We start from the raw sequence: 24,665 nt of genomic DNA, 5'->3' as shown, positions 1-24,665 counted from the left end.
TTTTGTAGTTGGAAATTGAGCTAACCTATTAAAGAATGCGACGTATTAGCCTATCAACGCGGATCCTGCGTAAACGGCGAATAAGTTTTTTAATTTTTACTGGATAGCGCTGGATATTTTCAAGCTCTTGATAGTGACTTACAATATGAGTATTAGTTGTTATACATTTTAATTCTTTGTTTTTTTGCTGTAACAAAACTTTTTTGGGATCATGAATTAATATTGCATTCTCCAAATCCAGTACCCATGCACGAGGATTGAGATTATTACCGGTTATTAATTGCCAGTTATTATCTATCCAAATTCCTTTTAAATGATAGCTATTTTCTCCGTCTTTCCATAATCTAATAGTTAATTGCTGGTTATCTACAAAGCGTTGTAACCGACAGATAAAACGGCGTAGGTTAATTTCATATAAATAAGGTAATGCACTGATAATTTTAAAAGGTTCTTCTGGTGGAATGTAAAAGTCATTAGCCGTTTTATCGCCAATGATAATTTCAATTTGTTTGCCGTCACGCAGTAATTTACTAATTATACGCGTTAAAATAGTGGGTAAATTAAAATAGGGTGTACAGATAGTCATTTTCTTTTCTGTACTGTTCATTAAATGCGTAATAGTTTTATTTAATTCGTTTTTTTTGCCTAAACCGATTAATGGAGTTACTGCTAACTCTTCATTTGTGGCATTATTTTGCAATTGATAGTGACAACTTTTTAAGTTATGGCGAAATTGTTTAATTAAACTTTTAATTTGAGTATTGCGGGGACGATGTGCTTGATCTAGACGCTGGATGGCGGGTGAAGGTGAAGATAGCAAACTTTGGTCGATAAAACTTTTCATAATTGCAGCTAATTGCGCATTATCTAATATATGATAACGATCGTAACGATAACGTTGGTGTTGCTGGAGATAGACATCATTAATACTGGCGCCGCTATAAATAACCGTATCATCGAAGATAAAACCTTTTAGATGTAAAACACCTAATGCTTCACGTGTGTTGACCGGGATACCAAAAATAGCGATTTCTGATCCTGGGTGTGCCATTGCCATTTGATAATACCAATCGGCATTAGTTGCGCTGGCATCTGCACCAATGCGACCACGTTGAGCACGATGCCAGTCAACCATTATTTTGATATCTAATTCTGGTCGTACCATTTTTGCTTGATAAAGCGCATTTAGTATGTCTCGTCCTGCATCATCATGTTCGAAGTAAAGTGCAGTAATATAAATATACCGTTGAGCGTTGGCAATTTTGTCCAACAGAGCTTTTCGAAAACTTTCTGTTTGGTATAGGGTGACAACTCCAGCAGCAGACTGAGGTAATTTTGCTAATTGCTCAAGATATTGTTGATGCTTTGCTTTTTTTAATTTGGACAACATCACAGTGTAAATTTTCTCTTTTTTATTAAAGGAGTAGATTACATACTCTGGTTTAGGTTTATTGAAAATTGGTGATTCATGATACCATTAGTTTAATTTTTTGTATCTATTAATCCTAGCTATGTTGACCGATTGTTCAGCCACTATTTATTGCATTATTAGTTCTATTTATTTAGTTATAAGATTATTTTCTTCATAGTGTTAGATCAAGATTGACAATACTATCTTCAAATTGAATATCGAGACTAAAACCTAATTTTTGTGCTAACTGTAGCATTTTTTTATTTTCAGGCATGGTGATTGCAGTAAGTTGTCGAGTGCCTCGACTACGGCTATATCTAATAATTTTGTCCATTAACTGATATCCAAGTGTATTACCTTTCATATCAGAACGTACTAAAACGGCAAATTCTGCTTGCTGATTGTCAGGATCTTCTACCACACGAACCACGCCAATAATCTCGGAATTTTTTTTAATAGCGATAAAGGCCATTTCTCGGTCATAATCGATTTGTGTCATATTCGCTAAGTCATCATGGGTAAATTCGCTAATTTCACTAAAATAACGATAATAAAGATCTTCTTTTGTTACCTGAGTAATAAAATCTTTGAGTAAATGTTCGTCTTCGGGCAGGATAGGTCTAAGTTGACATTTTATGCCATTTTTAAGAGAGATAATTTCTTCTAATTCATTAGGATAGGGTCTAATTGCTAATCTTGCTTTAGGATCACCGACTATTGGACAGAGTTCCATAGCAACATCCAGTAAAGTGAATTCTTCATCACATGCTAAAAGTGGGTGAATATTTAGTCGTACAATTTGCGGGCAATCTATTAGTAAGTTTGAAACGCGGACGAGTAATTGGCAGAGACCATCAATATTCAATTGATGGGATGAATTAGTTGATTTTATTTTGTGATTTTTAATTGCTTGAATAACTAAATATCTGGCTAATGTCATGTTAAGAGGAGGGATTGCCACCGCAGCATGGGTTTCTGGCTGCCATTCGATATCTCCATCACCTAATAAGATCAAAGGACCAAAAATAGGATCTTGTTCAATGGCTATTTTTAACTCGAGAGCGCCTGTTTTATTTGCCATACTTTGTACTAATAAACCTTGGATCATGGCGTTAGGAAAGTGTTGCGCTGCGCGATCAAAAATTCCCTGGCTAGCATCTGCTACCTCTTGGGCATTACGTAAATAGAGCATAACGCCTTGAATATCAGATTTGTGAGGAATATCTGCAGAGCGTAATTTTAAAGCAACAGGATAGCCAATTCTTTCAGCGATAGTGATTGCCTGATCACTGTTATGAGCTATCCAGGTGGGTAAAATTTTTAAGCCATATGTGCGTAAAATGGGTTCCACTTCGTGTGTATCAAGTTGGGTGATCCCTTTTTTTAATGCTTTTTGGATTAATGCATGGGCTTTTGTTGTGTTAGCCGTTAATCCAATAGGCAGTGCAGGTGTTTCAGTCAATTGTTTTTGGTTACGGCGATATTCTACCATATGCATATAAGCAGTAATGGCGCCTTCTGGTGTTCGATAAGTTGGAATACTCGCTTCACTAAAACGTTTACGTGCATCTTGTGATGAATATTCGCCACACCAGTTAGTTAATATGGTTATCCACTTGCTGCGGGGATGTGATTGAATGGTTTGAATAATCCTTTCAGCAGTAAATAAACTGGGGGCAATGGTACTAGGTGAATGAATAAGTAATATAGCATCATGATCCTGGCTATCTAACATAATATTTAGGATTTTGATGTAACATTCTATGGTTGCATCATCACCGATATTAATTGGATTTTGGTTCGAGTAAAGATTGGGAAAAATGGCTTGAATTTTTTGTTGAGTATTAGCATTAAGAATTGCCAGTTTTCCTTTGCGTCGAAAAAGCTCATCGAGTGCCATTGCGGCAGGTCCGTTACCATTACTAATAATAGAAAGTCTGTCTCCCTTTAGAGGAGACATGTGACTGAGTGTTTCTACAGCAGAAAACATTTCATGGGTATCTTGTACTCGAAGTAATCCTGCCCGTTGAATAGCTGCGTCATAAGCAGCATCAAAACTTTGTACTTCACCTAGTAAATATTGGGCTTGTTGGGTGCGCCCGCTTTTAACAACCAGAATGGGTTTATTACGTGATGCACTGCGAGCCGCTGAAAGGAATCTCCGTGCCTGTTGTATATGTTCTATATAGAGTAAGATGGCGCTAGTTTTATTATCTCTGGCAAGAAAATCAAGTAGATCATCGATATCAATGTCTAAACTGTTTCCCAGAGCGATAAAGTAAGAAAAGCCAATTTTACGTTGTTGTGCCCAGTCCAGAATAATATTAGAAACTGCTGCAGATTGTGAAATGAAAGCCAGTTTGCCTTTTAGAATTGGAATTGGTGAAAAGCTGGCATTTAGTTGCTGCCAGGGGGCAAGGATCCCCAAACTATTGGGTCCCAATAGTCTTATATTGTACTGCTGAGTTAATGCTTTAAGTTTTACAAACTGAGAGGGTGGTGATGAGAGGATAATGGCCGCTTTACAACCCATTTTTCCCAGTTGTTTTAGGCAGGTTAAATTTCTGTCTGAATTTGTGCAGATAACAGCTAAGTCTGGTGAGAATGGTAATTTATCAATCGTAGGGTAAGTGAGTATTCCCATTACCGCATTTTTATTTGGTGTAACCGGCAGGATCGGGCCTGTAAAGCCACTAGAAAGTAGATTCTTTATAATAACGGAACCCGCTCGTTCTGGTTTTTCTGAGGCACCAATAACTGCAATGGATTTAGGTCGCAATAATGCGTCGAGTCCACGCTGGCTCATAGATATTTACCTTTTTATGGGTATTGTCTATCAATGTAGCTGATTTTTTCGCATTTTTCTGTGATTTTTACTGCTTGAAGACAAAGTATGCTTGCTGGAAATTATTTGTAAAAATAAGTTATGCAGTGATAATTTCATAATTATTAGTTTTTTATGGATTTTTTATTCTTAAATGGTGGTTATTTTAACGTCGCATATATACACGATAAAATTGAACGGTGTTAAAAAATTAGCTTGCTATTGAAAGCGGAATTTAAAAGCAAAAAAATGATAAAAGTTTATCATTTTAAATAGCGCAGAATATTGTATTGTCATTAATAAAAAATAAAACCATTTCTTCATGTTACTATCAATGACTATTGCCCTAAACAAAATTAATAAGATGGTGTTTTAAGCGATACACTATTGGCAACAATCGAGAATTCAACATCATAGAGGTTAATATGTTTAGGATCTCCAAAGAGGAAAATATTTTATTTTCATCTTTGGAGCCTGATCTTATTACGGAAGAGCAGGCTAAAATAACAACCAATTTGGCAATTTTAACAGAAAAATTAGCTTTAGATTGTAGTTTAGCTGATAGACAAGATTGGCAAAATAAAAAATTAGCCAGTTTAATGGAGCAATTACAAATAAGAGAAGCCGGTGATTATTTTGAGTTAGCTAAAATTGATTTGACGGGCATACAGTTACCAGCAGAAATTAATCTTAGTCACGTTAACTTAATGCGTAGTAGACTAATCGCGGTTAAAATGAAAAATGCCTATTTACAAGGTAGTAATTTATTTGGAGCTGATTTGAGCAAAGCAGATTTAAGTAATGCCAAATTAAATAATGCTCTTTTAGACCGGTCGGTTCTGGCAGATGCGAATATATCTAATGCGGATTTGCAAGGCGCAAAGCTCAATAATGCTGATTTAAAATTCTGTAATTTAGCCATGGCTAATTTGAGCGGAGCTCAACTAAAATATGCTGATTTAACCCATGCTAAATTAATGTCAGCAAATTTGTCGCAAACATTTTTATTATGTAGCGTTATGTCGAGGGTTGATTTAACAACCGCAAATTTGTCAAACGCTCAGTTGTACCATATTGATTTAACTGATGCTAATTTGACTAACGCTAATTTAGAACGCACTAATGGTGAAAGTTCAATATTAACAAATGCTAAATTAATAGGTGCAAATTTAACGCGAGCTCATTTTCGTTGCGCTAATATGCAAAATGTAGATTTGACCAATGCGATTTTACTAAATACTGATTTATGGGGCGCAGATTTGACTGATGCGAATCTCACGGATGCTAATTTAAAAAAAGCCAATCTAACAAATATTAATTTTACTAATAGCAATTTAACTGGTGCGACGATATCTTTGGAGTCGTTAATTAATTTAGACCTCCATTCGATCGTGTTGAATAAAGCAATTATTTTATCGATAGATTTTAAGTGGGATCAATATCACCTTGATCGATGTTTAAATCATATAAATAATCGAGAGACAAATAGTGTATTAATGCAAATAGCTAGCATTGATAAAATGTATGACGTTGCAAAAATAGACATGATAAAGCAAATTATTTCATCATTAACAAAACAGAAAGTTGATACTTCTACCATTGAAGTATCATTAATCGATATTTTAGTTGAACAACCCTATTATGCAGATACTGAAATTTCAAATTGGCTAAAAAGTGTTTGTATTAACTATATTGGCAAATTTAATGATTGGCCGATGTCATTACAAAAAGACTCTGTTATTAATTTAATGATAGATACTTTCCAACATTATCCTGATTTATTTTTTAATTATAATTCAGCCTTTATACAGACTATTTCCCAAGCTATATATGAAACTAATTCAGAGGAATTAAATGTAAAAGCAAAAGCGATAACTATTTATGATCACTACTTGAAAAGTAGTCAAACCCAGCCTTATGTACAGATGGATGATTTTGGTGATTATGGCAATAATAAAACCGATTGGTTAGACAAAAATGCGGCAAACTATATTCTCTTCTCTTCTAACGAAAATTTTTATGTCATGATGCTGTCGCAGAATGTATTAACTGAAATGCTTAAGCCAAATCTGACAGAAAAAGATCAAGTATTAAATCAATTTTTTCTCTATCAGCAACAAAATAATTTAACTCAAGCTGATTATCAATTAGAGGATATTTTTAAAAATAAATTTCCAATATTTTATAACGGATATCAATCTCGGCAACGAATAAATACTTTTAACCGTTTGCTAGAATTGTTAGATCTTGGTGAAACGTTGCAAGATTTATTTATTGAGGCAACAAAAAAATCTATTTCAATAGAGAAATTAGTTGACCCAGAAGCACAAATGCAGTTAGAAAAACTATTCGCGCATAAAACATATCAATTTATTGAGCCATATGATTATAAATTAACTGAAAATTTTTATCAGGATATTATCAATACTTATGAATTAAAAGAGGCAACCGATAAAGAAAAAGCAGAAAAAATTTTTAGTTTAGCAGCTGTATTTGTCAAATATACTTCGAGTGCTATTTTTGGTACGGAGATGGAATCGCCTAATGCATTAAGATTTTTTTCCTGCGCGATGTTGAATAAAGCTTATCAACTTTGCCCGACCATTTTTAATTCTGAACAACAAATTAAAGAGTGGAAAAATATATTGCTTGGCTTAGATAAAAGTTTTTCTTGTACTGCCGTATTGTCCAGTGTAATGATATGTCATGCAAGGGAGCAATTTTTTAATGTATTAGCAACGGTATTACCGTCTAATTGGTATTAACTGTGAATCTTAAATTTTTACCGATAGAATTTTTTTAGCTTTAAACTGTATATTGTTTAATAGTGTTATTAGCAAATAATAATAGCGAGTTCTCTGAGTTAGGGTAAAAATATATCTTCATATTGCCATTTACCCATCAACATTTGATTTGCATGGTGTAGTATTAATGTCATGATGTAACGCTAAACCTTAACATAATACCGATAACATGCAGGCCAAAATATTGGCTAATGATAAGAATTAATACTCATAGAACTCGCAGTAATATATGTATATGGCTATTTATTTAACTTAAACTAACTTCTCCATACGGAGAATATTTCCTGTAGTATAATTAGTACCATCTATTGCGCCGGCTAATAATGCTCCGCCAAAATTCATTATGGTACCAGCAGGATCACCAATTTGGGCCCAACCTACCGATGATCTGGCAAAGGCAGAGGTATTTGACCTGAGACCATTTTCAACATCAGTGCTATCTTGCGCATACTGTCTGGCTTTCCAGCTGGGTATATCTGCACCATGAGTTCCCATACTACCGTTTATATTATAAACAGCTCTGCCAAACGGTTGATGGCAATTCTGCGTCTGCTCAGAAAGCAACTGTCGAGTTTGGTTTAATTGCTGAGGAGTGGTTTGGTTTGGAAATAGCGCTTGATTAACGCCGGCAATAAAATCATTCAATATCTTCATTTTTCCCCCTAGTAAAGTATTTAATTGCAGATCTTAAAATTAGTTATATCTATTTAAACTTTTCGCTAAAAACTTATTCAATATGCTTAAGTAATGGCAATAGATTGCTATTTTTACTAGCAAATAAGTTTATTGTGGCAAATTTATTATGTTATTATCTTTAGCATTAATTCAGAAAATTGAACAAAGTCATCGAACCTGCCGATTAAATTTTTTTCAGAAAAAACAAGATCGGGAAATCCTTGCCAAATAACTAGCTGTTTATCATCACTGATTGCTAATACTGGTTGATAGAGTTGGTGGCTTATTAAATTATATTTCATTAAATCAATAATTTTTTCTTGACTGATATTTTGTAAAACCGTGCACATAACTAATCTACCCACAGGGTATTCAATCAATCTAACGGAAAATTTCCCATCTACTCTGATAGAAAATTCAATTTGGTTAAAATTTACCGGCAATTTCAGTCCAATATTTTCATACAGTAATGTTAATTGAGCCGCAAATTCGTCTCTCATATATTTATCTCTTTCAAATAATACAAATTAGATGGTTTAATTATTCAATGAATAAAAATCAATCATGATCAGGTGTAGACCTGAAATATTTCAAATTATGTCAAAATACATATTGGTAGCTAAAAATAAGGTAACTTAGGTGTGATAAAATGATTAAATAGTTAACAACATGTCAGGTAAATATCTTTTATGCTTGAATTGGCTAAAAATCCTTCTAAACAATCTAAATTTAATCATCTTGTGTTAATGCATAAGCTTTCTATCTTGTGCTAATGATAAAGTACAAAAAGTCAGTAGCGTTAGATCCTAACATCATGTAATCTGCCTGACATAACGTGGCTGGAGGCACTCATGAACGATTCATATAGCGGTAAAAACGGTAAAGTAAAAGTGAGGTATGTTCGTAATAGCGAAAACAACACAAATAATGATCGACGAAAGAATAAACATCTTTCTGCTAAAAATAGAAAATCGTCATCACGCCGTAGTGATCGTAATAATGAACGTTTAACTGATGATCCCTGGAAAGTGGTTTCTCAACGGAAAGAGCCTATTACTAGCCATAGTGGTATCAGTGGTAAAAGCCAGGTTGATCCCGAACAAATTCGTCGTCAGCGTTTAGAAGAGACGCGTATTTACGGCGAATATGCCTGCCAAGCAACGTTTAAACATCGCCCGGAAGCAATTGTTCGTGCCTGGTTTGTTCAGTCCATTACCCCGCATTTTCGCGAAGCCCTTAAGTGGATGGCGGCAAACCGTAAAGCCTATCATGTGGTTAGTGAAGAAGAGCTAGTAAAAGCTTCTGGTACTGAGCATCATGGTGGTGTTTGTTTCTTAATTAAAAAACGGATCGGATTTGACGCTGAATCCTATCTAGCCCAGTCGACTAACATTGATTGTGTATTAGCTATTGAGGATATTGGCAATCCACATAATTTAGGGGCGATTATGCGTAGTGGCGCTCATTTCGGCGTACAAGGCATTATTCTCCATGATGTTGCAGCGATGGAGTCAGGCTCCGCAGTTAGAACCGCAGCAGGTGGCGCCGAGTACATTAAAAGCATCCAATCGGATAATTTTTCTGCCACACTGAAAAAATTCCATCATGCAGGCTATACCATTGTTACGACATCTAGTCATAAAGATAATAGTAATATTGATATTGCCAAGGCTGAGTTACCGGAAAAAATATTACTACTATTGGGGCAGGAAAGTAATGGGTTAACTGAAAATGCTTGGCAGGAAGACAGTATAAACCTCTGTATTGGTGGCACAGGTCAGGTGGAAAGTTTAAACGTTTCGGTCGCTGCCGGTATTATATTGGCCAAATGGTGGCAACAAAATAAAATTTAGTCATATTTTATTGAGATAGTTAGCATAAAACTATCTCAATAACTATCATTTCTGTTATCTAGCCTATTTTTTATCAGTCTCGCTATTAATGTGCGCCGCCGCTGCTTTGGCTATCGCCGGCATTGAAAGGGGGTTTTGCCAACCAAAGTAAAACTAAAAGGGCAATAAAAACGCCTGCTGATAACCAAAAAATTTCATTGGCTGAGATAATTAATCCTTGATCAGTAATCATTTTTGCTAGATAAGCGGATGACTGTTGCTCATTTAATCCTAATGCGGACAATTTTGCATAGAATTGTTGCGACTCTGGATTATAGGGGGTAATAATTTCAGTAAAGTGGGCATGATGCATAGCTTCCCTTTGTGTCCATAAAGTGGTTGTCACAGATGTTCCTATCGCTCCGGCAAGTGTCCGGGCAAAATTTGATAGACTGGATGCTGAGGCGAGCTTTTCAGCTGGTAAACCAGATAAAGTAATGGTGGTCAGTGGCATGAAAAAGCAAGCAATAGCTAATCCTTGCACGAATTGTGGCCATGCCGCCGCGGCAAAATCCATCGATGGCTCAAATGTCCATGCTCGCCAATAATAGCAGACGGCGTAAACAATAAAGCTGAAAGTAACGATAACACGCATATCAATTTTATAGCTATATCGCCCGATCAATGGCGTTATTAATAGTGGTAAAATCCCAACTGGTGCTGAGGCTAAACCCGCCCATGTTGCCGTATAACCAAACACTTCCTGTAATAACTGTGGTAGTAATACAATAGTACCAAAGTAGAGCATATAAGCCAGACTGAGTGACAAACAGCCAATAGTGAAATTACGCTCCTTGAACAGGGAAAGATCAATAACAGGGTTATTATCTGTCAGTTCCCAAATAATTAGGAAGCTCAATGCAATTACTGCGGTTATTGCCAGCACAACAATTTCTGTTGAATTAAACCAATCTAGCTCTTTACCTCGATCAAGCATAATTTGTAATGCACCGATACCAACGATCAGTAATGTTAATCCAATGGTATCAATTGGCTTTATCTCAGTTGCGGTTTCACGATCAGCGAGTGTTTGCATAATAATGAAAATAATCGCAATACCGAATGGAACATTAATAAAAAAAATCCATCCCCAGTGATAATTATCACTAATATAGCCACCTAAGATCGGCCCGCAAATGGGGGCAATAACAATTGTTATTGACCAAAGTGCAAGCGCCATATTACGTTTAAGAGGAGGGTAATTATTAAGCAGCAGGCTTTGTGACAAAGGAATAAGCGGACCTGCCACCATTCCTTGTAAGATGCGAAAGAAGATCAATGTTTCTAAACTGCCGGCAATACCACATAGCCATGAGGTTAGGGTGAATAGCGCGGTTGACCAAAGAAAAAGTTTAACTTCGCCAATGCGTTTAGCCAACCAACCTGTGATGGGGATCGAAATTGCATTAGCTACGCCAAAGGAGGTGATCACCCAGGTACCTTGTGAATTAGAAGCACCTAAATTACCAGCAATAGTTGGGATTGCAACATTAGCAATGGTAGAATCTAAAACCTGCATAAAGGTAGCTAGTGATAGCGCAAATGTCATCCATGCCAGTTTTGTACCTTGTAAGGGCTCTTTCGCCACGATGAGCTCCTTTTATTTTGATCCTGAATTATTATTAATAATATCGGTAACTAGTTGATCGACAGGAGCCATATTAATTTTAAACGCATTAGTATGATAAGCTGGGTTATCGCGAATTTTTCGTGAAAGTATTGGGCCATTTTTGTCACTTGTATCGATGGTAACGTCACTGGAAAGTCCGATCCGCAAAGGGTATTTTTTTAATTGTTCTGTATCAATGGTTATACGAACAGGTAAGCGTTGCACAATTTTGATCCAGTTACCGCTTGCATTTTGGGCCGGTAATAGTGAAAACGCGCTACCTGTTCCCATATCTAAGCCTTCAACACGTCCTTGATAAACAATGTTTTTACCATAAAAATCGGTAGTGATTTTTGCTGGTTGACCGATACGAATATCGGCAAGTTGAGTTTCTTTAAAATTTGCGTCAATCCACATATTGTCAGTTGGTACTACCGCCATAAGCGGTGTTGCCGGGGTGATACGAGCGCCAACTTGAACACTACGACGTGAAACATACCCATCAACAGGGGTAACAATTTGTGTCCGTTCTAATGTTAGCCAAGCGTTACGAAGTTCAGTAGCGGCTTGTAAAACTGTAGGTTGTTTATCTAGTGGAGTATCTAACACGATAGCTTGGTTAGCATTAAACTGCTCAACAGCCACATCGAGGGCGGCTTTAGCACTGGTTACCGCCTCACGAGCATGTTGTAATTCTTCTTTACCAATAACTTTTGATTGGCCAAGTATTTCGCGACGTTGAAGATCTTGCTGTAATTTATTCAGTTCAGAACGACGAAGAGAGATATTGGCTTGATACTGTCGGCTATTAATCATATGTTGATGAGTTTGTCTGACGCTGTTAGCTAAGTTAGTTTTTGCTTTTTCCAATTCTAAAATAGCATCTCTGGGATCAAGTTTAACCAGCACTGTGCCACTTTTTACAAAATCAGTATTTTCAACATTAACGGTAATAACGCTGCCAGGTACTTGAGACATTATCTGAATTTGATTGCCTGCAATGTAAGCATTATCAGTACTTTGATGGTGTCGGAGCACTAAAAACCAATAAATTCCACATATTAGTGCAGTAATGATAAAAAAAATGCTAACTAGTACAATTATAGTTCGGCGTTTTTGGGTTTTAGTCGCTGTTAATTGTTGTTCATTAACGCCCATGTTGTATTAAACTCCATATTATTCATTTTACTAATGTTTAATCTACGCTTAATAAGCGAAAGTTTCCAGTAGCTTATAATTATACCACTGGAAACGGTATGGTTATTATTAATAATTTTTTATGATTTGGGATGGTTTTGGGGTAATCATCAACATACTGTTTGATTGTCAAGGTCATCAAGTTTAACTAATAACTTTCTCATCAATTTTTCGATAGTATTTTTTTCTTCAGCGCTAAAAACAGACCAAATTTTTTCTAAATTTTCGTTTTGGCGAGGAAGTATTTTTTTTAGAAAGTTTGAACCCTCTTCGGTTAAATGGAGATATAAGCATCGGCGATCATTGTGACTTTCTTTGCGTTCAATCCATTTTCGATTTTCCAATTCATCTGCAATGCGCGTTGCATTTGTTCTCGAGGAGCCTAAAGCATCGCTAAGTTCAGACGGTTGAATACTATGTGTTGTTTGGGTGTCGAGAATGATTAATGCCATAAATAACGTTTCATTAATTCCTTGTTTTTTAAGCATATTATTTCTATTTTCTAACAATTTCCCTTGCACATGCATACATAAACGCGTTAGCAAAATTTGCTGATAGGGTAGCGGAATAGTTGATTTTTGTTGTTGCTGTTTGCGTTCATTAAGTAATTGCTCTATGGGAGAAAATGAAGTTTCTTTTTGTGTTTGTGTGCTTTCCATTATTTATATACCTTATTAGTTTCAGTTGGTAAGATAGCAACTGTCATAATCAATCTAAATGGTATATCAAAAGCTAAAATTATCAATTATAGTTATTTATTATCGCGAAATTTATTTTGCTATTGGTATTTAATTCATAAATATTTTAAATGTTAATATAATAAAAATAGATTTTAAAATAGCTTTAAATAATCTATAACTTCTTATTTGCAAAATAATTTCATTATCTAATTAATAAAAAATAAATATCATTTGTAATAAATTATATACATTTAATATTAATTAATTGTTTTGTTATAACATTAATGTCAAATTAAACATAGATAAATTAAAATAAACAATGGTTAATCTAAACTAGCTATCTACTTGATTGTTAGATGATAAGTCAAAAATTAATTTCCTTATTCATTTAAATAAAGGCGAATGTCTTTATTGCCATTAAGTTGCCATATAATATAAAAAAGGCTAAAAAGATAACATTCAGCCTATTTATAGAAAATCACATAAAATGTGTAACGACAAAATTTTTGCTAGTTAGTTTTTAAAGCAATCTTTATCCAGTTATTAAACAGTTGTTGATGAGCTTTTATCCAACCTTGAGCATGACGTTCAATGTCAGCTTGCGAAGCTTCACCATCATGCATACGAAGATTTTGGGCATTAATATCAGTAATTGGAATTTCCATAATGGCAAATAGTTTTGCCGCCGCAGGATTTTTTGCTGCCCAAATTTTATTGGCGACTATATGCATTGTACTAGGTGGAAAACCATAATTTTTACCATTTGCTAACGTGGTATCACTTTTATCATCATTTGGTAGTGAAGAAAAAGGAACTTGCAACCAAATAACGTCTTTACCCGGTTTAAGCACGGCGTTGACCCAATAAGGTGCCCAGGTATAATAGAAAATGGGTTTACCTTCTTTGTAACGAGTGATGGTATCCGCTATCATCGCTGCATAATTACCCTGATTATGCTCAACGGTTGTGTTTAGTTGATAAGCATTTAAATGGTTATTAATGGCGGCTTCACAGCCCCAACCTGGATTACAACCAGTGAGATCGGCTTTGCCGTTACCATTGGTATCAAATAATTTAGCAATATTAGCATCTTTAAATTGCGCTATGTTGGTGATGTGGTATTTATCCGCCGTTTTTTTATCTATCAGATAACCTTGAACAGCATTACTGACATAAATGCCTTTACGGTATAGGCGGTTATCTCCACCAACCGCTGCATATTGGGCATTATGTAATGGTTGCCAATTGACAGCCATAAACGTCGCATCACCGGCCGCAATTGATGCGTAAGCAACGGTATAGTCGACCTCTTGGATGGGTAAAATTTGATAGCCTAATTTTTCCAATGCTTTATTGACAATCAAAGTTTGGAAAGTCTCTTCTGCAATTGTGCTTTGTATCGGTTGTACTTTTATACCTTTACCTGGTAGTTCAGTGGCGGAAAGTTTAATACTGATTAATGTTGTTAAAGCCGCAGCCAGTAAAATAGTTTTACGCATGTGATTTCCTCTCTAGGGGGTATCGACAAAATGAATAGGCTAAAATTGTTTATATGATAAAAATGACATCATGTTTATTTGCAGAAACGAGTTTTAATTTTTTGCAATAAACAGGTCATTAAGCCAATAGGCCCCGAGTGATACCAAGCGGTATTTTTTTTAATGCAGGCTTTTTCACCTAATGATTGGGTTAGTCGATCCAGAATAATAGCCAATATAACAATACCAGTACCACCTACCGCTGCTAGTCCCATATCTAATCGACCAATTCCCCTTAGCACCATTTGCCCTAACCCGCCAACAGCAATCATAGATGCAATAACAACCATTGAAAGTGATAACATCAATGTCTGATTAACTCCCGCCATGATAGTAGGCGCAGCAAGCGGTAACTGAACTTTAAACAAAAGTTGATTTCGACTGGCACCAAACGATTCTGCAGCTTCAATAAGATCATCGGGTACTTGCCTTATTCCCAAAATAGTTAGTCGAATAATTGGCGGTAGAGCAAAAATAATTGTGACGACAATACCAGGGACATTACCAATACCAAATAACATAACAATAGGTACCAAATAAACAAATGCTGGTGTAGTTTGCATTGCATCTAGTAGAGGCCGAATTATTTGGCTTGCTGGTTTGCTATTTGCTAACCATATTCCCAATGGTAAACCTATTAACAGACAGAAAAATAAGGAAGTTAATACCAGAGATAAAGTTATCATTGCTTCTGGCCAGGCGCCAATAGCTCCAATGAAGACCAATGAGATGAAAGTTGCTACTGCCACTTTTTTATTTGATAACTGCCAGGCTAATAGAGCGAAACAAACAATGATAAAAGTAGCAGGTAATGTTGTTAGGATTTGTTCAAAACGACTTAACATAAAATCAATCGGTAGACGGATCCCTTGAAATAATGGGCGGAAGTGTAAAACTATCCAATCGATAGCATGTGAAACCCATGAGTCTAACGGTATGAGCGGCTGTTGAAAGGGATGCATGATATCAAAATGTTTTATTGGTACATCGGTTACCGGGATGTCTAACCAATCTGTAGGGGTTTCTGTTGTTATAGAGTTCCAAGGATCATGAATTATTTCTTGACTTATGTGAGTTTGGTTATCCATTTATTGTCTCCTTATCCAATGTTTGCAGTAAGATCCCTTTAGAAATAACGCCAATATAATGTTGATTATCACCAATAACAGGAACTGCACAGGGAGATTGAGCAATAGTTGAAATAAGTTCATTAAGTGGAGTGTTGGCATCAATAGCACAAGGTGAGGTTAAGATTGCCTGTTCAATATTTTTTTTATCGAATAATGCTTGTTCCAATGAGTTGATTGAAACGATACCGACAAATTTTTGACCTCTTTCAATTAAATAACCATAATCACGATCTTCATCATTCAGTATTTTTAGTGCTGAACGTGGGCCAAAACCAGGAGCAATATGTAACAGGGCGTCGGGTCGACGGCGGGCAATATCTTTGGCAGAGAAGACTTGGCTAATATCGACGCCACGAAAAAACGTTTTAACATAATTATTAACCGGATTATTTAAGATCTCATCAGGGGTACCAACTTGGATAATAACGCCATCTTGCATAATTGCAATCCGGTCACCTATCCGCATAGCTTCATCCAGATCATGAGAGATAAAAATAATCGTGCGTTGTTTATCACCTTGTAATGACAGTAATTCATCTTGCATTTCTGTTCTAATTAGTGGATCTAGCGCAGAGAATGCCTCATCCATCAGCAAAATATCAGGATCATTAGCCAATGCTCGTGCAAGGCCAATACGTTGGCGCATACCACCTGATAATTCGTTTGGAAAGGATTGTGTCCATTGTTCAAGATTAACTTGTCGCAAAGCGGCTAATGCTTTTTCTGTTCGTTCTGGTTTGGCAACACCAGCTAATTCCATACCAAATGCGACATTATCTAATACATTGAGATGGGGCATTAATGCGAAGGATTGAAATACCATACTAATTTTTTTACGCCGTACTTTACGTAATTTTTCCTGCGAAATATTAGCAATATCTTCGCCGTCAATTAAGACTTGGCCTTTGGTCGGTTCAATTAGGCGATTGAGGAGGCGCACTAGGGTAGACTTTCCTGAGCCCGATAGACCCATAATGACGAAAATTTCGCCTTCTTCAATGGCCAGATTGGCGTCTTTAACACCAATAGCTAAACCGGTTTTATTAAATATTTGTTCTTTAGTTAAGCCTTTATTGATAAGTTTAAAAGCTTGGTTAGGATGATCTCCGAATATTTTGTACAAATTTTTCACTTCTATTTTAAATGACATGCAATAACAATATCCTATGGTTAGTTAATTAATTGGCGTATTAATTTTTCGTATCCTTATTTAAATTTATGTTTTATATAACCTAACATAATGAAATATGCTGGCAACCTTCTGTTTAACAAAATTAATCAAAAAGGTGGGTGTAATTTTTAGCAAATATTGCATAAAACGTTATTTTTATTGCCAAATTATTTTTTAATAAATGAGGTTTTTGTTTTTAACTAGTTGTTATTAATGAAAATATATTGACTTTCACTTTGAGAATGGCATTTTTTTATTATCAAATAATCTTTAATATGATTTTTTATTTACCAATTAAATTAATTTATAAATTTAATTATTTTTTGTTTTTTTATAGAAGAATAATATGAGTAATTGATTAATATAAAGCGTAAAGATAGGTTTGCTTTGGCGTTAGCAACTAAAAAATTGATTTGCTAGCTGTTATTGATAATAAAAAGCAGGCTAAATAAAATATAGATATATAATATTATATGTCGTATTTATTTAACTGCTTTTTTATCATTATTTAATAGAATATTAATAAATTAAAAGTTCCAATCCTCATCTTCTGTGGTGATCATTTTACCAATAATGTAAGAGGAACCTGAACCAGAAAAGAAATCGTGATTTTCGTTAGCATTTGGTGAGAGTGCTGACAAGATTGCCGGGCTGACATTAGTCGTCTCTTCAGGGAAAAGAGACTGATAGCCTAAATTCATTAATGCTTTATTGGCATTATAGTGAAGAAATTTTTTCACATCCTCTGTCCAACCAACGTCATCATATAAAGATTCGCTATATTTAATTTCATTATCGTATAAGTTTAATAATAATTCATAAGCGAAACCTTTTATTTCATTTTTTTCTTTATCACTATATTTGATGAGTGATTTTTGAAATTTATAGCCGATATAGTAGCCATGAATCGCTTCGTCGCGAATTATTAATCGAATAAGATCGGCCGTGTTGGTTAGTTTTCCTCGGCTTGACCAGTACATTGGCAGGTAAAATCCAGAATAGAAGAGAAAGGATTCGAGAAAGACACTGGCAATTTTTTTCTTAAGAGGGTGAGTGTGACAATAGTGCTCCAATATTAAATGGGCTTTTTTTTGTAAAGCGCTATTTTCTTCACTCCATTGATAAGCATCATCAACATCGGAAGTCAGACAAAGGGTTGAAAAGATAGAGCTATATGAACGAGCATGGACTGCTTCCATAAAGCTGATATTTGACATGACGGCTTCTTCATGCGGTGTTAAGGCATCCGTCATCAATGCAGGCGCTCCTACGCTATTTTGAATAGTATCAAGTAGGGTTAAGCCAGTAAAAACACGTATTGTTAGTTTTTTTTCCTGTTTTGTTAATGTATTCCAAGTTGGAATATCATTTGAAAGTGGAATTTTTTCTGGTAACCAAAAATTGGAGGTTAATTTATTCCATACTTCTAGATCCTTATCATCCTCAATACGGTTCCAGTTGATTGCTCGTACTATCGAATTTTTTATCGCCATTTGATAAACCTATAAATTATAGTGCACATGAAACGCAGCCTTTGACTTCTGTTCCTTCTAATGTTGATTGGCGGATCCGTATGTAATAAAGGGTTTTAATCCCTTTTTTCCAAGCATATATCTGAGCACGATTAATATCTCGCGTGGTTGCGTCATCAGTAAAGAAAAGGGTCAATGACAGCCCTTGATCGACATGTTAGGTAGCAGCAGCATATGTATCAATGATTTTTTCAGCACCTATTTGATAAGCATCTTGATAATACTCTAAATTTTCGTTCGTCAGGTAAGGGGCTGGATAATAGACGCGGCCAATTTTTCCTTCTTTACGAATTTCAATACGCGCAACAATAGGATGAATGCTGGAAGTTGAATGATTAATATAAGAGATAGAGCCTGTGGGTGGAATGGCTTGTAAATTCTGATTATAGATCCCGTGCTCTATAATAGATTGCTTGAGTTTTTGCCAATCTTCAGTAGTTGGGATATGGATGGCTGAGCGTTGAAATAGCTGTTTTACTTTTTCAGTTTTAGGTTGCCACTGCTGATTAATATATTTATCAAAATATTCGCCAGAGGCATATTTAGAGTGCTCAAAACCGCTAAAATATTGTTGGCGCTCAATAGCTAGCTTATTCGATGCCTGTAATGCGTAGTAAGTTACGGTATAAAAGTAGATATTGGTAAAATCAATTCCCTCGTCTGAACCATAATGAATATGCTCACGTGCCAGATAGCCATGTAAATTCATTTGTCCTAAACCAATAGCGTGTGATTTTTTATTACCTGCTTGAATCGAGGGCACTGATTGGATCTGGCTCATATCTGAAACAGCTGTTAATGCTCTAATGGCAATCTCAATTGAATGAGCAAAGTCAGGGGAATCCATCGTTTTGGCAATATTCATTGAGCCTAAATTACAGCTAATATCTTTACCTACATGCCGATATTCTAAATTCTCGTCGTAGATGCTGGCATCATTGACTTGTAAAATTTCTGAGCACAGATTACTCATATTAATCCGACCATAAATAGGATTTAGACGATTGGCATTATCCTCAAATAAAATATAGGGATAGCCTGATTCAAATTGAATTTCTGCTAAGGTGAGGAAAAACTCACGGGCGTTGATTTTCTGTTTGCGAATGTTTTTATTATTTACCATTTCTGAATATTTTTCAGTAATGTTAATTTCCGACATAGGGACACCATAACAGCGCTCAATATCGTAAGGTGAGAAAAGATACATATCTTGATTATTTTTAGCTAGATGAAAGGTAATATCCGGGATCACTACACCCAGTGACAAGGTTTTAATCCGGATTTTTTCATCGGCATTTTCACGTTTAGTATCTAAAAAGCTTAAAATATCAGGGTGATGGGCGTGCAGATAGACTGCTCCAGCCCCTTGTCTTGCGCCAAGTTGATTGGCATAAGAGAAGGCATCTTCTAGCATTTTCATTACAGGTACTACGCCAGAAGATTGGTTCTCAATCAGTTTTATCGGTGCCCCAGCTTCACGTAAATTCGTCAATAAGAAAGCTACACCACCGCCACGTTTTGACAGTTGCAAGGCGGAGTTGACAGAACGGCCTATCGATTCCATGTTATCTTCTATCCGTAGTAAGAAACAAGATACCAGTTCACCACGCTGTTTTTTACCGCAATTTAAAAAAGTGGGCGTTGCTGGTTGGAAGCGGCCACTAATAATCTCATCCACCAGTCGACTAGCTAACTCTTGATTTCCTTGGGCAAGAGTCAAAGCAACCATGCAAACTCTATCTTCATAACGCTCTAAGTAACGCTTACCATCAAAAGTTTTTAAGGTGTAGCTAGTATAATATTTAAAGGCACCAAGAAATGTTTGAAAACGAAACTTGTGGTTATAGGCTTGCTGGAAAAGTTTTTTAATAAAAGTAAATGCATATTGTGCCAGTATTGCCGAGTCGTAATAATTTTCTGCTACTAAAAAATCCAGTTTTTCTTGTAAATTATGAAAAAAAACCGTGTTTTGATTGACATGGTGGCGAAAGTAATGATGAGCTGCCTGCTTATCTTTATCGAGTTGAATTTTATTATCTTTATCATACAGGTTTAGCATGGCATTGAGTGCATGATAATCGAGTTGTTCTTGAGGCTGTACTGTCATAAGGAAGCTCCGTATTACTTCACTGCATTTGTTGTTGCCAAAATTGTTGTAACCCTTGGCGTACTTGTTGAAGATCCCGTTCAGTACCGAGTAATTCAAAACGATAGAGCAATGGTACTTGGCATTTAGCGGAAATAATGTTACCTGCTATAGCGTAAGTTTCACCAAAATTACTATTTCCTGATGCAATGACGCCCCGTAAAAACTTTCGATTTTGGGGTTGATTTAAAAAGTAAATAACAGCTTTGGGCACAGCACCGGTTGTACCACCGCCACCATAGGTAGGGAGCAGTAAAACGTAAGGTTGGGTCGCACTTGGTAGTATCTCATTCGTATCAATAGGAATGCGTGTAGCAGGGAAGCCCAATCTTTGCACAAAGCGATGGCAATTTTCCGATTTACTGGAATAGTAAATAAGTGACTGAGTTTTCATCATATTATGTTAATTACTAGCTAATTGATTGATCATATCAGGGCGAAAGCCTGACCAATGTTGTTTACCAGCTATAACAACGGGTACTTGCTGATAGCCCAATTTGGTAATAAAACGCAATGCTTCATGATCTTGGGTTAAATCCACGACATCATAAGGTAAATTTTTACGTTTTAGTGCTAGACAAGTTGCATTGCACTGTACACAATCTGGTTTACTGTAGACGATAATATTCATTGTTGGCTCCTTAATTTGGTAATAACTAAGTTTACAATTGATCAGCCATTATAAATACTATATCTTGATTTATTTTTATTCAACCATACTATATATAGTGTTATCTAATTTGTGGTGGGAATTTTATCTAACTTATTATTTCAACAAGAAATAAAAAATTTGTATTTTTATTATATTTTTTTAACAAATATTCCAATAGGCAGAAATATTTTTGCCAACAGCGGTAATTTTGCTTGCGGGATAAAATGAATTGTTAAAATAGTTCACTATTTTAAGGAAGTTGTTATGTACCACCATTATTTTTCTACTCCAAAAGGTTTTCCAAGACCTTTCATTCACATTACCGCTGATCATAATGGAATAATCGGTGTTGATTTTGTTAACCAAATAAATGAAAAAGAACGTAAAAATGTTCATACCGAACAGTGTATAAAAGAATTAGAGCAATATTTTAATGGTGAAAGAGACAATTTTTCTGTCATCTTGAATCCTTCTGGTACCCATTTTCAGAAAAGAGTTTGGCAGCAACTTGGTGAAATTCCATATGGCCAATGCTGGAGTTATAAGGAACTCGCAATTGCACTAGGTTCTGCTAATTTCTGTAGAGCAGTTGGTATGGCAAATTCGCGTAATCCTATTGCGCTTATTATTCCGTGTCATCGTGTTATTGGTCATGATGGTAAATTAGTAGGTTACAGCGGTGGGTTAGATATAAAAAGTTGGTTTTTAGATTATGAAAAGAATGGAAATAGTCGAAAAATTGGCTAAAAATGTTATAATAAACATTTATAAACACTATTATTGGTTTTTTTGATTGTTTTTTTAGGCTTTTATCCTATATTACAATGATAATTTAAGTTTTTAATTAATTTCGTGATCTTAGTAGTAGACAATGAAGCATAATTTTTGCTGTACTATATAAGACACAAACTGTGTGTTTTTATTTATGTAAAGGTAATATTGATGTCAAAAGTTAAAGGTAGCGTTAAGTGGTTCAACGAAGCAAAAGGTTTTGGTTTTATCACTCCAGAAGATGGCAGTAAAGACGTGTTCGTTCACTTCAGTTCTATTACAACCGAAGGTTTTAAGACTTTGGCCGAAGGTCAGAAAGTTGAGTTTGATATTACTGAGGGGGAGAAAGGGCCATCTGCTATAAACGTTGTCGCTATTTGATTTACTATAAGAATTTATAATAGTCCGTCTCAATTATTGAGACGGGTTTTTATGTTGGCATGAAATTAAATGATTTATCATTTAATTTCTATGCCTTTCGCTTGTAAATCTGCATGATAAGATGAGCGTACTAATGGGCCACATGCTGCATGCGTGAAGCCCATTGCTATTGCCTCATTTTTCATTTCTTCAAATTCTTTAGGGCTGACATAACGTTTTATTGATAAATGATGTCGACTGGGTTGGAGATACTGGCCTAAGGTTAGCATGGTAACGCCGTGTCGGCGTAAGTCTCGCATAACATCAACTATTTCTTCATTAGTTTCACCTAGTCCAACCATTAATCCTGATTTTGTCGGTATTTCAGGATGCATTTGCTTGAATTTTGCTAGTAGTTGTAATGACCATTCGTAATTAGCGCCAGGGCGTACTTGGCGATAGATACGCGGAACATTCTCAAGATTGTGATTAAAAACGTCGGGTGGCGCAGCGGCTAAAATTGCTAAGGCGCGATCCATACGACCGCGGAAATCAGGCACTAGCGTTTCTATTTTGATGTTTGGATTTTTCTCTCGAATAGCGGTAATGCTGTCAGCAAAATGTTGGGCTCCTCCATCGCGCAGATCATCACGATCTACTGAAGTAATAACAACGTATTTTAATCCCATATCTTTAATGGTTTCTGCTAATTTTGCTGGTTCATTAGGATCAGGAGCATTAGGACGTCCATGGGCAACATCGCAGAATGGACAGCGACGAGTACAGATAGCCCCTAAAATCATAAAAGTGGCGGTACCATGATTAAAGCATTCAGCGAGGTTAGGACAAGAGGCTTCTTCACAGACTGAGTGTAAGCCATTCTTACGCATTGCGTTTTTTATCTCTTTTATTCTGCTGGAATCAGCGGGGAGTTTTATTTTCATCCACTCAGGTTTAGGTAAAATTTCTGTATGATCCGTTCTTATTGTTTTGACAGGGATCAGTGCCATTTTATCAGCGTCACGGTATTTAACGCCACGCTCCATTTGAATTGGTCTACTCATAATTATGCCAGTTCCATTAGGTTCCTGCTGCGGATCAATAATAGATATATTTTATGCTATCATATGTGATCATTATTTATGTCATATTTAAATTTTTTTTTAATAATTATAAAAAAATTATAACAACTTATTCTGCAAGTTGAAATCCTAGTAGGTTGCAGAAATGTTTTATTAATAAAGGTTCGACATCTTTAACCTGGCTGCCAGGGACTAAATCATTTAGTTGCGTCATTTGCATGCCGGCATAGCCACAAGGATTAATACGTTCGAAGGGCGCAAGATCCATATTAATATTTAATGCTAAGCCATGAAACGAACAACCTTTATGGATACGTAACCCGAGAGAGCATATTTTTTTTTGTTCAACATAAACCCCGGGGGCTTCGCGCTGTGCGTAGGCGGTAATACCAAATTCGGATAAAGTATTAATTACCGTATTTTCCAGTGTAGTTACCAGCTCTCTCACACCAATTTGATTACGCTTTAAGTCTAATAAAATATACATTATTTGCTGACCGGGGCCATGATAAGTGATTTGTCCACCACGATCAGATTGGATAACTGGAATATTCCCAGGCGCGAGTAGGTGCTCTTTTTTACCCGCTTGGCCTTGGGTAAAAACAGGGTAATGTTCCACTAGCCAAAGTTCATCTGGTGTATCAACCGCGCGTTTTTTAGTAAACTGATGCATCTCATCAGAAATGGGTTGGTAAGCATGCAGCCCAAATTGACGTAATATAATGGTTTTTTTTAACAAACTTTTTCTGCCACTGATAGGGGTATGCAATAATTATGCAGTATAACCTGCATAAATTATTCTTGCTAGTATAGTTTCAAGTACATCAATAATTTGTGTCTACAACACCATACGAACTAATTCTAGTTTAGCTAATTCTTCGTACAGTTTTTCTATTTGTTCAATGTTGGTTGCTGTGATGGTAATTGATACTGAGTGAAAGTTACCTTTACTACTTGGTTTAACCGATGGTACATAATCACCCGGAACATGTCGTTGAACCACTTCAACGATTTGATCTGTTAACTCAGGTTTAGCAAGCCCCATCACTTTGTAGGTAAATGAGCAAGGAAACTCTAGGAACTCATGTAGTTTGGTTTTCATAGCTTCTCCTAAAATACTACCACCACGCTTATTGCCATATTAAATGTTATATGATTTAGATAGTATATTTATTCATATTTCTTAAATAA

At 35.8% G+C, this 24,665-nt stretch carries 20 protein-coding genes and 1 pseudogene; 4 read left to right on the top strand and 17 right to left on the bottom strand.

The window, feature by feature from the left end; all coding sequences use genetic code 11:
• Positions 1-28: 28 nt before the first annotated feature.
• A complete protein-coding gene (gene pssA / locus WH390_RS12670) occupies positions 29-1,390 on the bottom strand; it encodes a CDP-diacylglycerol--serine O-phosphatidyltransferase (RefSeq protein WP_032116203.1) in 1,362 nt (453 codons plus the stop codon).
• A gap of 193 nt (positions 1,391-1,583) precedes the next feature.
• Complete coding sequence (locus WH390_RS12665; protein WP_032116204.1) at positions 1,584-4,217, bottom strand: bifunctional acetate--CoA ligase family protein/GNAT family N-acetyltransferase; 2,634 nt, start codon at positions 4,215-4,217, stop codon at positions 1,584-1,586.
• 443 nt (positions 4,218-4,660) lie between these two features.
• Here WH390_RS12665 and WH390_RS12660 point away from each other — a divergent pair, with 443 nt between their 5' ends.
• Complete coding sequence (locus WH390_RS12660) at positions 4,661-7,000, top strand: pentapeptide repeat-containing protein (protein ID WP_052044938.1); 2,340 nt, start codon at positions 4,661-4,663, stop codon at positions 6,998-7,000.
• A gap of 291 nt (positions 7,001-7,291) precedes the next feature.
• Here WH390_RS12660 and WH390_RS12655 read toward each other — a convergent pair whose 3' ends face one another.
• Positions 7,292-7,693 (bottom strand): hypothetical protein, encoded by a 402-nt coding sequence (locus WH390_RS12655; RefSeq protein ID WP_032116205.1) that lies wholly within the window; start codon positions 7,691-7,693, stop codon positions 7,292-7,294.
• A 146-nt stretch (positions 7,694-7,839) separates the two neighbouring features.
• The gene (locus WH390_RS12650; protein ID WP_032116206.1) at positions 7,840-8,214 is read right to left on the bottom strand and encodes a CesT family type III secretion system chaperone; all 375 of its coding nucleotides are present in this window, start codon (positions 8,212-8,214) and stop codon (positions 7,840-7,842) included.
• A 351-nt stretch (positions 8,215-8,565) separates the two neighbouring features.
• On the opposite strand from WH390_RS12650, the gene WH390_RS12645 reads away from it, so the two are divergent.
• Positions 8,566-9,567, top strand: coding sequence for a tRNA/rRNA methyltransferase (locus WH390_RS12645; protein ID WP_032116207.1), 1,002 nt, complete (start codon positions 8,566-8,568; stop codon positions 9,565-9,567).
• Positions 9,568-9,652: 85 nt separating this feature from the next.
• Here the strand turns inward: WH390_RS12645 and emrB are convergent, their stop codons facing one another.
• From emrB to WH390_RS12595, 10 genes and pseudogenes are all read right to left on the bottom strand, one after another.
• Positions 9,653-11,194: a multidrug efflux MFS transporter permease subunit EmrB gene (gene emrB, locus WH390_RS12640; protein WP_032116208.1), complete on the bottom strand. Its 1,542-nt coding sequence runs from the start codon at positions 11,192-11,194 to the stop codon at positions 9,653-9,655.
• 12 nt (positions 11,195-11,206) lie between these two features.
• On the bottom strand, positions 11,207-12,373 hold the full coding sequence (gene emrA, locus WH390_RS12635; RefSeq protein ID WP_032116209.1) for a multidrug efflux MFS transporter periplasmic adaptor subunit EmrA: 1,167 nt from the start codon (positions 12,371-12,373) through the stop codon (positions 11,207-11,209).
• Positions 12,374-12,522: 149 nt separating this feature from the next.
• A complete protein-coding gene (gene mprA, locus WH390_RS12630; RefSeq protein WP_032116210.1) occupies positions 12,523-13,071 on the bottom strand; it encodes a transcriptional repressor MprA in 549 nt (182 codons plus the stop codon).
• Between the two features lie 530 nt (positions 13,072-13,601).
• A complete protein-coding gene (gene proX / locus WH390_RS12625; RefSeq protein WP_032116211.1) occupies positions 13,602-14,591 on the bottom strand; it encodes a glycine betaine/L-proline ABC transporter substrate-binding protein ProX in 990 nt (329 codons plus the stop codon).
• A gap of 74 nt (positions 14,592-14,665) precedes the next feature.
• Positions 14,666-15,718 (bottom strand): glycine betaine/L-proline ABC transporter permease ProW, encoded by a 1,053-nt coding sequence (gene proW / locus WH390_RS12620; protein ID WP_052044939.1) that lies wholly within the window; start codon positions 15,716-15,718, stop codon positions 14,666-14,668.
• The gene (gene proV / locus WH390_RS12615; protein WP_032116212.1) at positions 15,711-16,910 is read right to left on the bottom strand and encodes a glycine betaine/L-proline ABC transporter ATP-binding protein ProV; all 1,200 of its coding nucleotides are present in this window, start codon (positions 16,908-16,910) and stop codon (positions 15,711-15,713) included. The genes proW and proV overlap by 8 nt, the downstream gene beginning before the upstream one ends.
• Before the next feature lie 548 nt (positions 16,911-17,458).
• Entirely contained in the window at positions 17,459-18,424 is a 966-nt protein-coding gene (gene nrdF, locus WH390_RS12610) for a class 1b ribonucleoside-diphosphate reductase subunit beta (RefSeq protein WP_032116213.1), read from the bottom strand.
• A 16-nt stretch (positions 18,425-18,440) separates the two neighbouring features.
• Positions 18,441-20,570 (bottom strand): annotated as a pseudogene (gene nrdE, locus WH390_RS12605) (class 1b ribonucleoside-diphosphate reductase subunit alpha).
• 19 nt (positions 20,571-20,589) lie between these two features.
• A complete protein-coding gene (gene nrdI / locus WH390_RS12600; RefSeq protein WP_032116214.1) occupies positions 20,590-21,003 on the bottom strand; it encodes a class Ib ribonucleoside-diphosphate reductase assembly flavoprotein NrdI in 414 nt (137 codons plus the stop codon).
• A gap of 9 nt (positions 21,004-21,012) precedes the next feature.
• The gene (locus tag WH390_RS12595) at positions 21,013-21,240 is read right to left on the bottom strand and encodes a glutaredoxin family protein (RefSeq protein WP_032116215.1); all 228 of its coding nucleotides are present in this window, start codon (positions 21,238-21,240) and stop codon (positions 21,013-21,015) included.
• Positions 21,241-21,525: 285 nt separating this feature from the next.
• Here WH390_RS12595 and WH390_RS12590 point away from each other — a divergent pair, with 285 nt between their 5' ends.
• Entirely contained in the window at positions 21,526-22,008 is a 483-nt protein-coding gene (locus tag WH390_RS12590; RefSeq protein ID WP_032116216.1) for a methylated-DNA--[protein]-cysteine S-methyltransferase, read from the top strand.
• 195 nt (positions 22,009-22,203) lie between these two features.
• A complete protein-coding gene (cspE, locus tag WH390_RS12585; RefSeq protein ID WP_032116217.1) occupies positions 22,204-22,413 on the top strand; it encodes a transcription antiterminator/RNA stability regulator CspE in 210 nt (69 codons plus the stop codon).
• Between the two features lie 77 nt (positions 22,414-22,490).
• Here cspE and lipA read toward each other — a convergent pair whose 3' ends face one another.
• The 3 genes from lipA to ybeD all read right to left on the bottom strand — a co-directional run bounded on the left by lipA (position 22,491) and on the right by ybeD (position 24,576).
• Positions 22,491-23,456, bottom strand: coding sequence for a lipoyl synthase (gene lipA, locus WH390_RS12580; RefSeq protein ID WP_032116218.1), 966 nt, complete (start codon positions 23,454-23,456; stop codon positions 22,491-22,493).
• Positions 23,457-23,583: 127 nt separating this feature from the next.
• Positions 23,584-24,213 (bottom strand): lipoyl(octanoyl) transferase LipB, encoded by a 630-nt coding sequence (lipB, locus tag WH390_RS12575; RefSeq protein WP_032116292.1) that lies wholly within the window; start codon positions 24,211-24,213, stop codon positions 23,584-23,586.
• 99 nt (positions 24,214-24,312) lie between these two features.
• Complete coding sequence (gene ybeD / locus WH390_RS12570) at positions 24,313-24,576, bottom strand: DUF493 family protein YbeD (protein ID WP_032116219.1); 264 nt, start codon at positions 24,574-24,576, stop codon at positions 24,313-24,315.
• Positions 24,577-24,665: the final 89 nt, after the last annotated feature.

This window comes from Candidatus Arsenophonus nilaparvatae, assembly GCF_045346035.1.
Lineage (GTDB): Bacteria > Pseudomonadota > Gammaproteobacteria > Enterobacterales > Enterobacteriaceae > Arsenophonus > Arsenophonus nilaparvatae.
The sequence above is the reverse complement of the archived record's forward strand: the minus strand, read 5'-3'. Positions and strand labels throughout refer to the sequence as shown.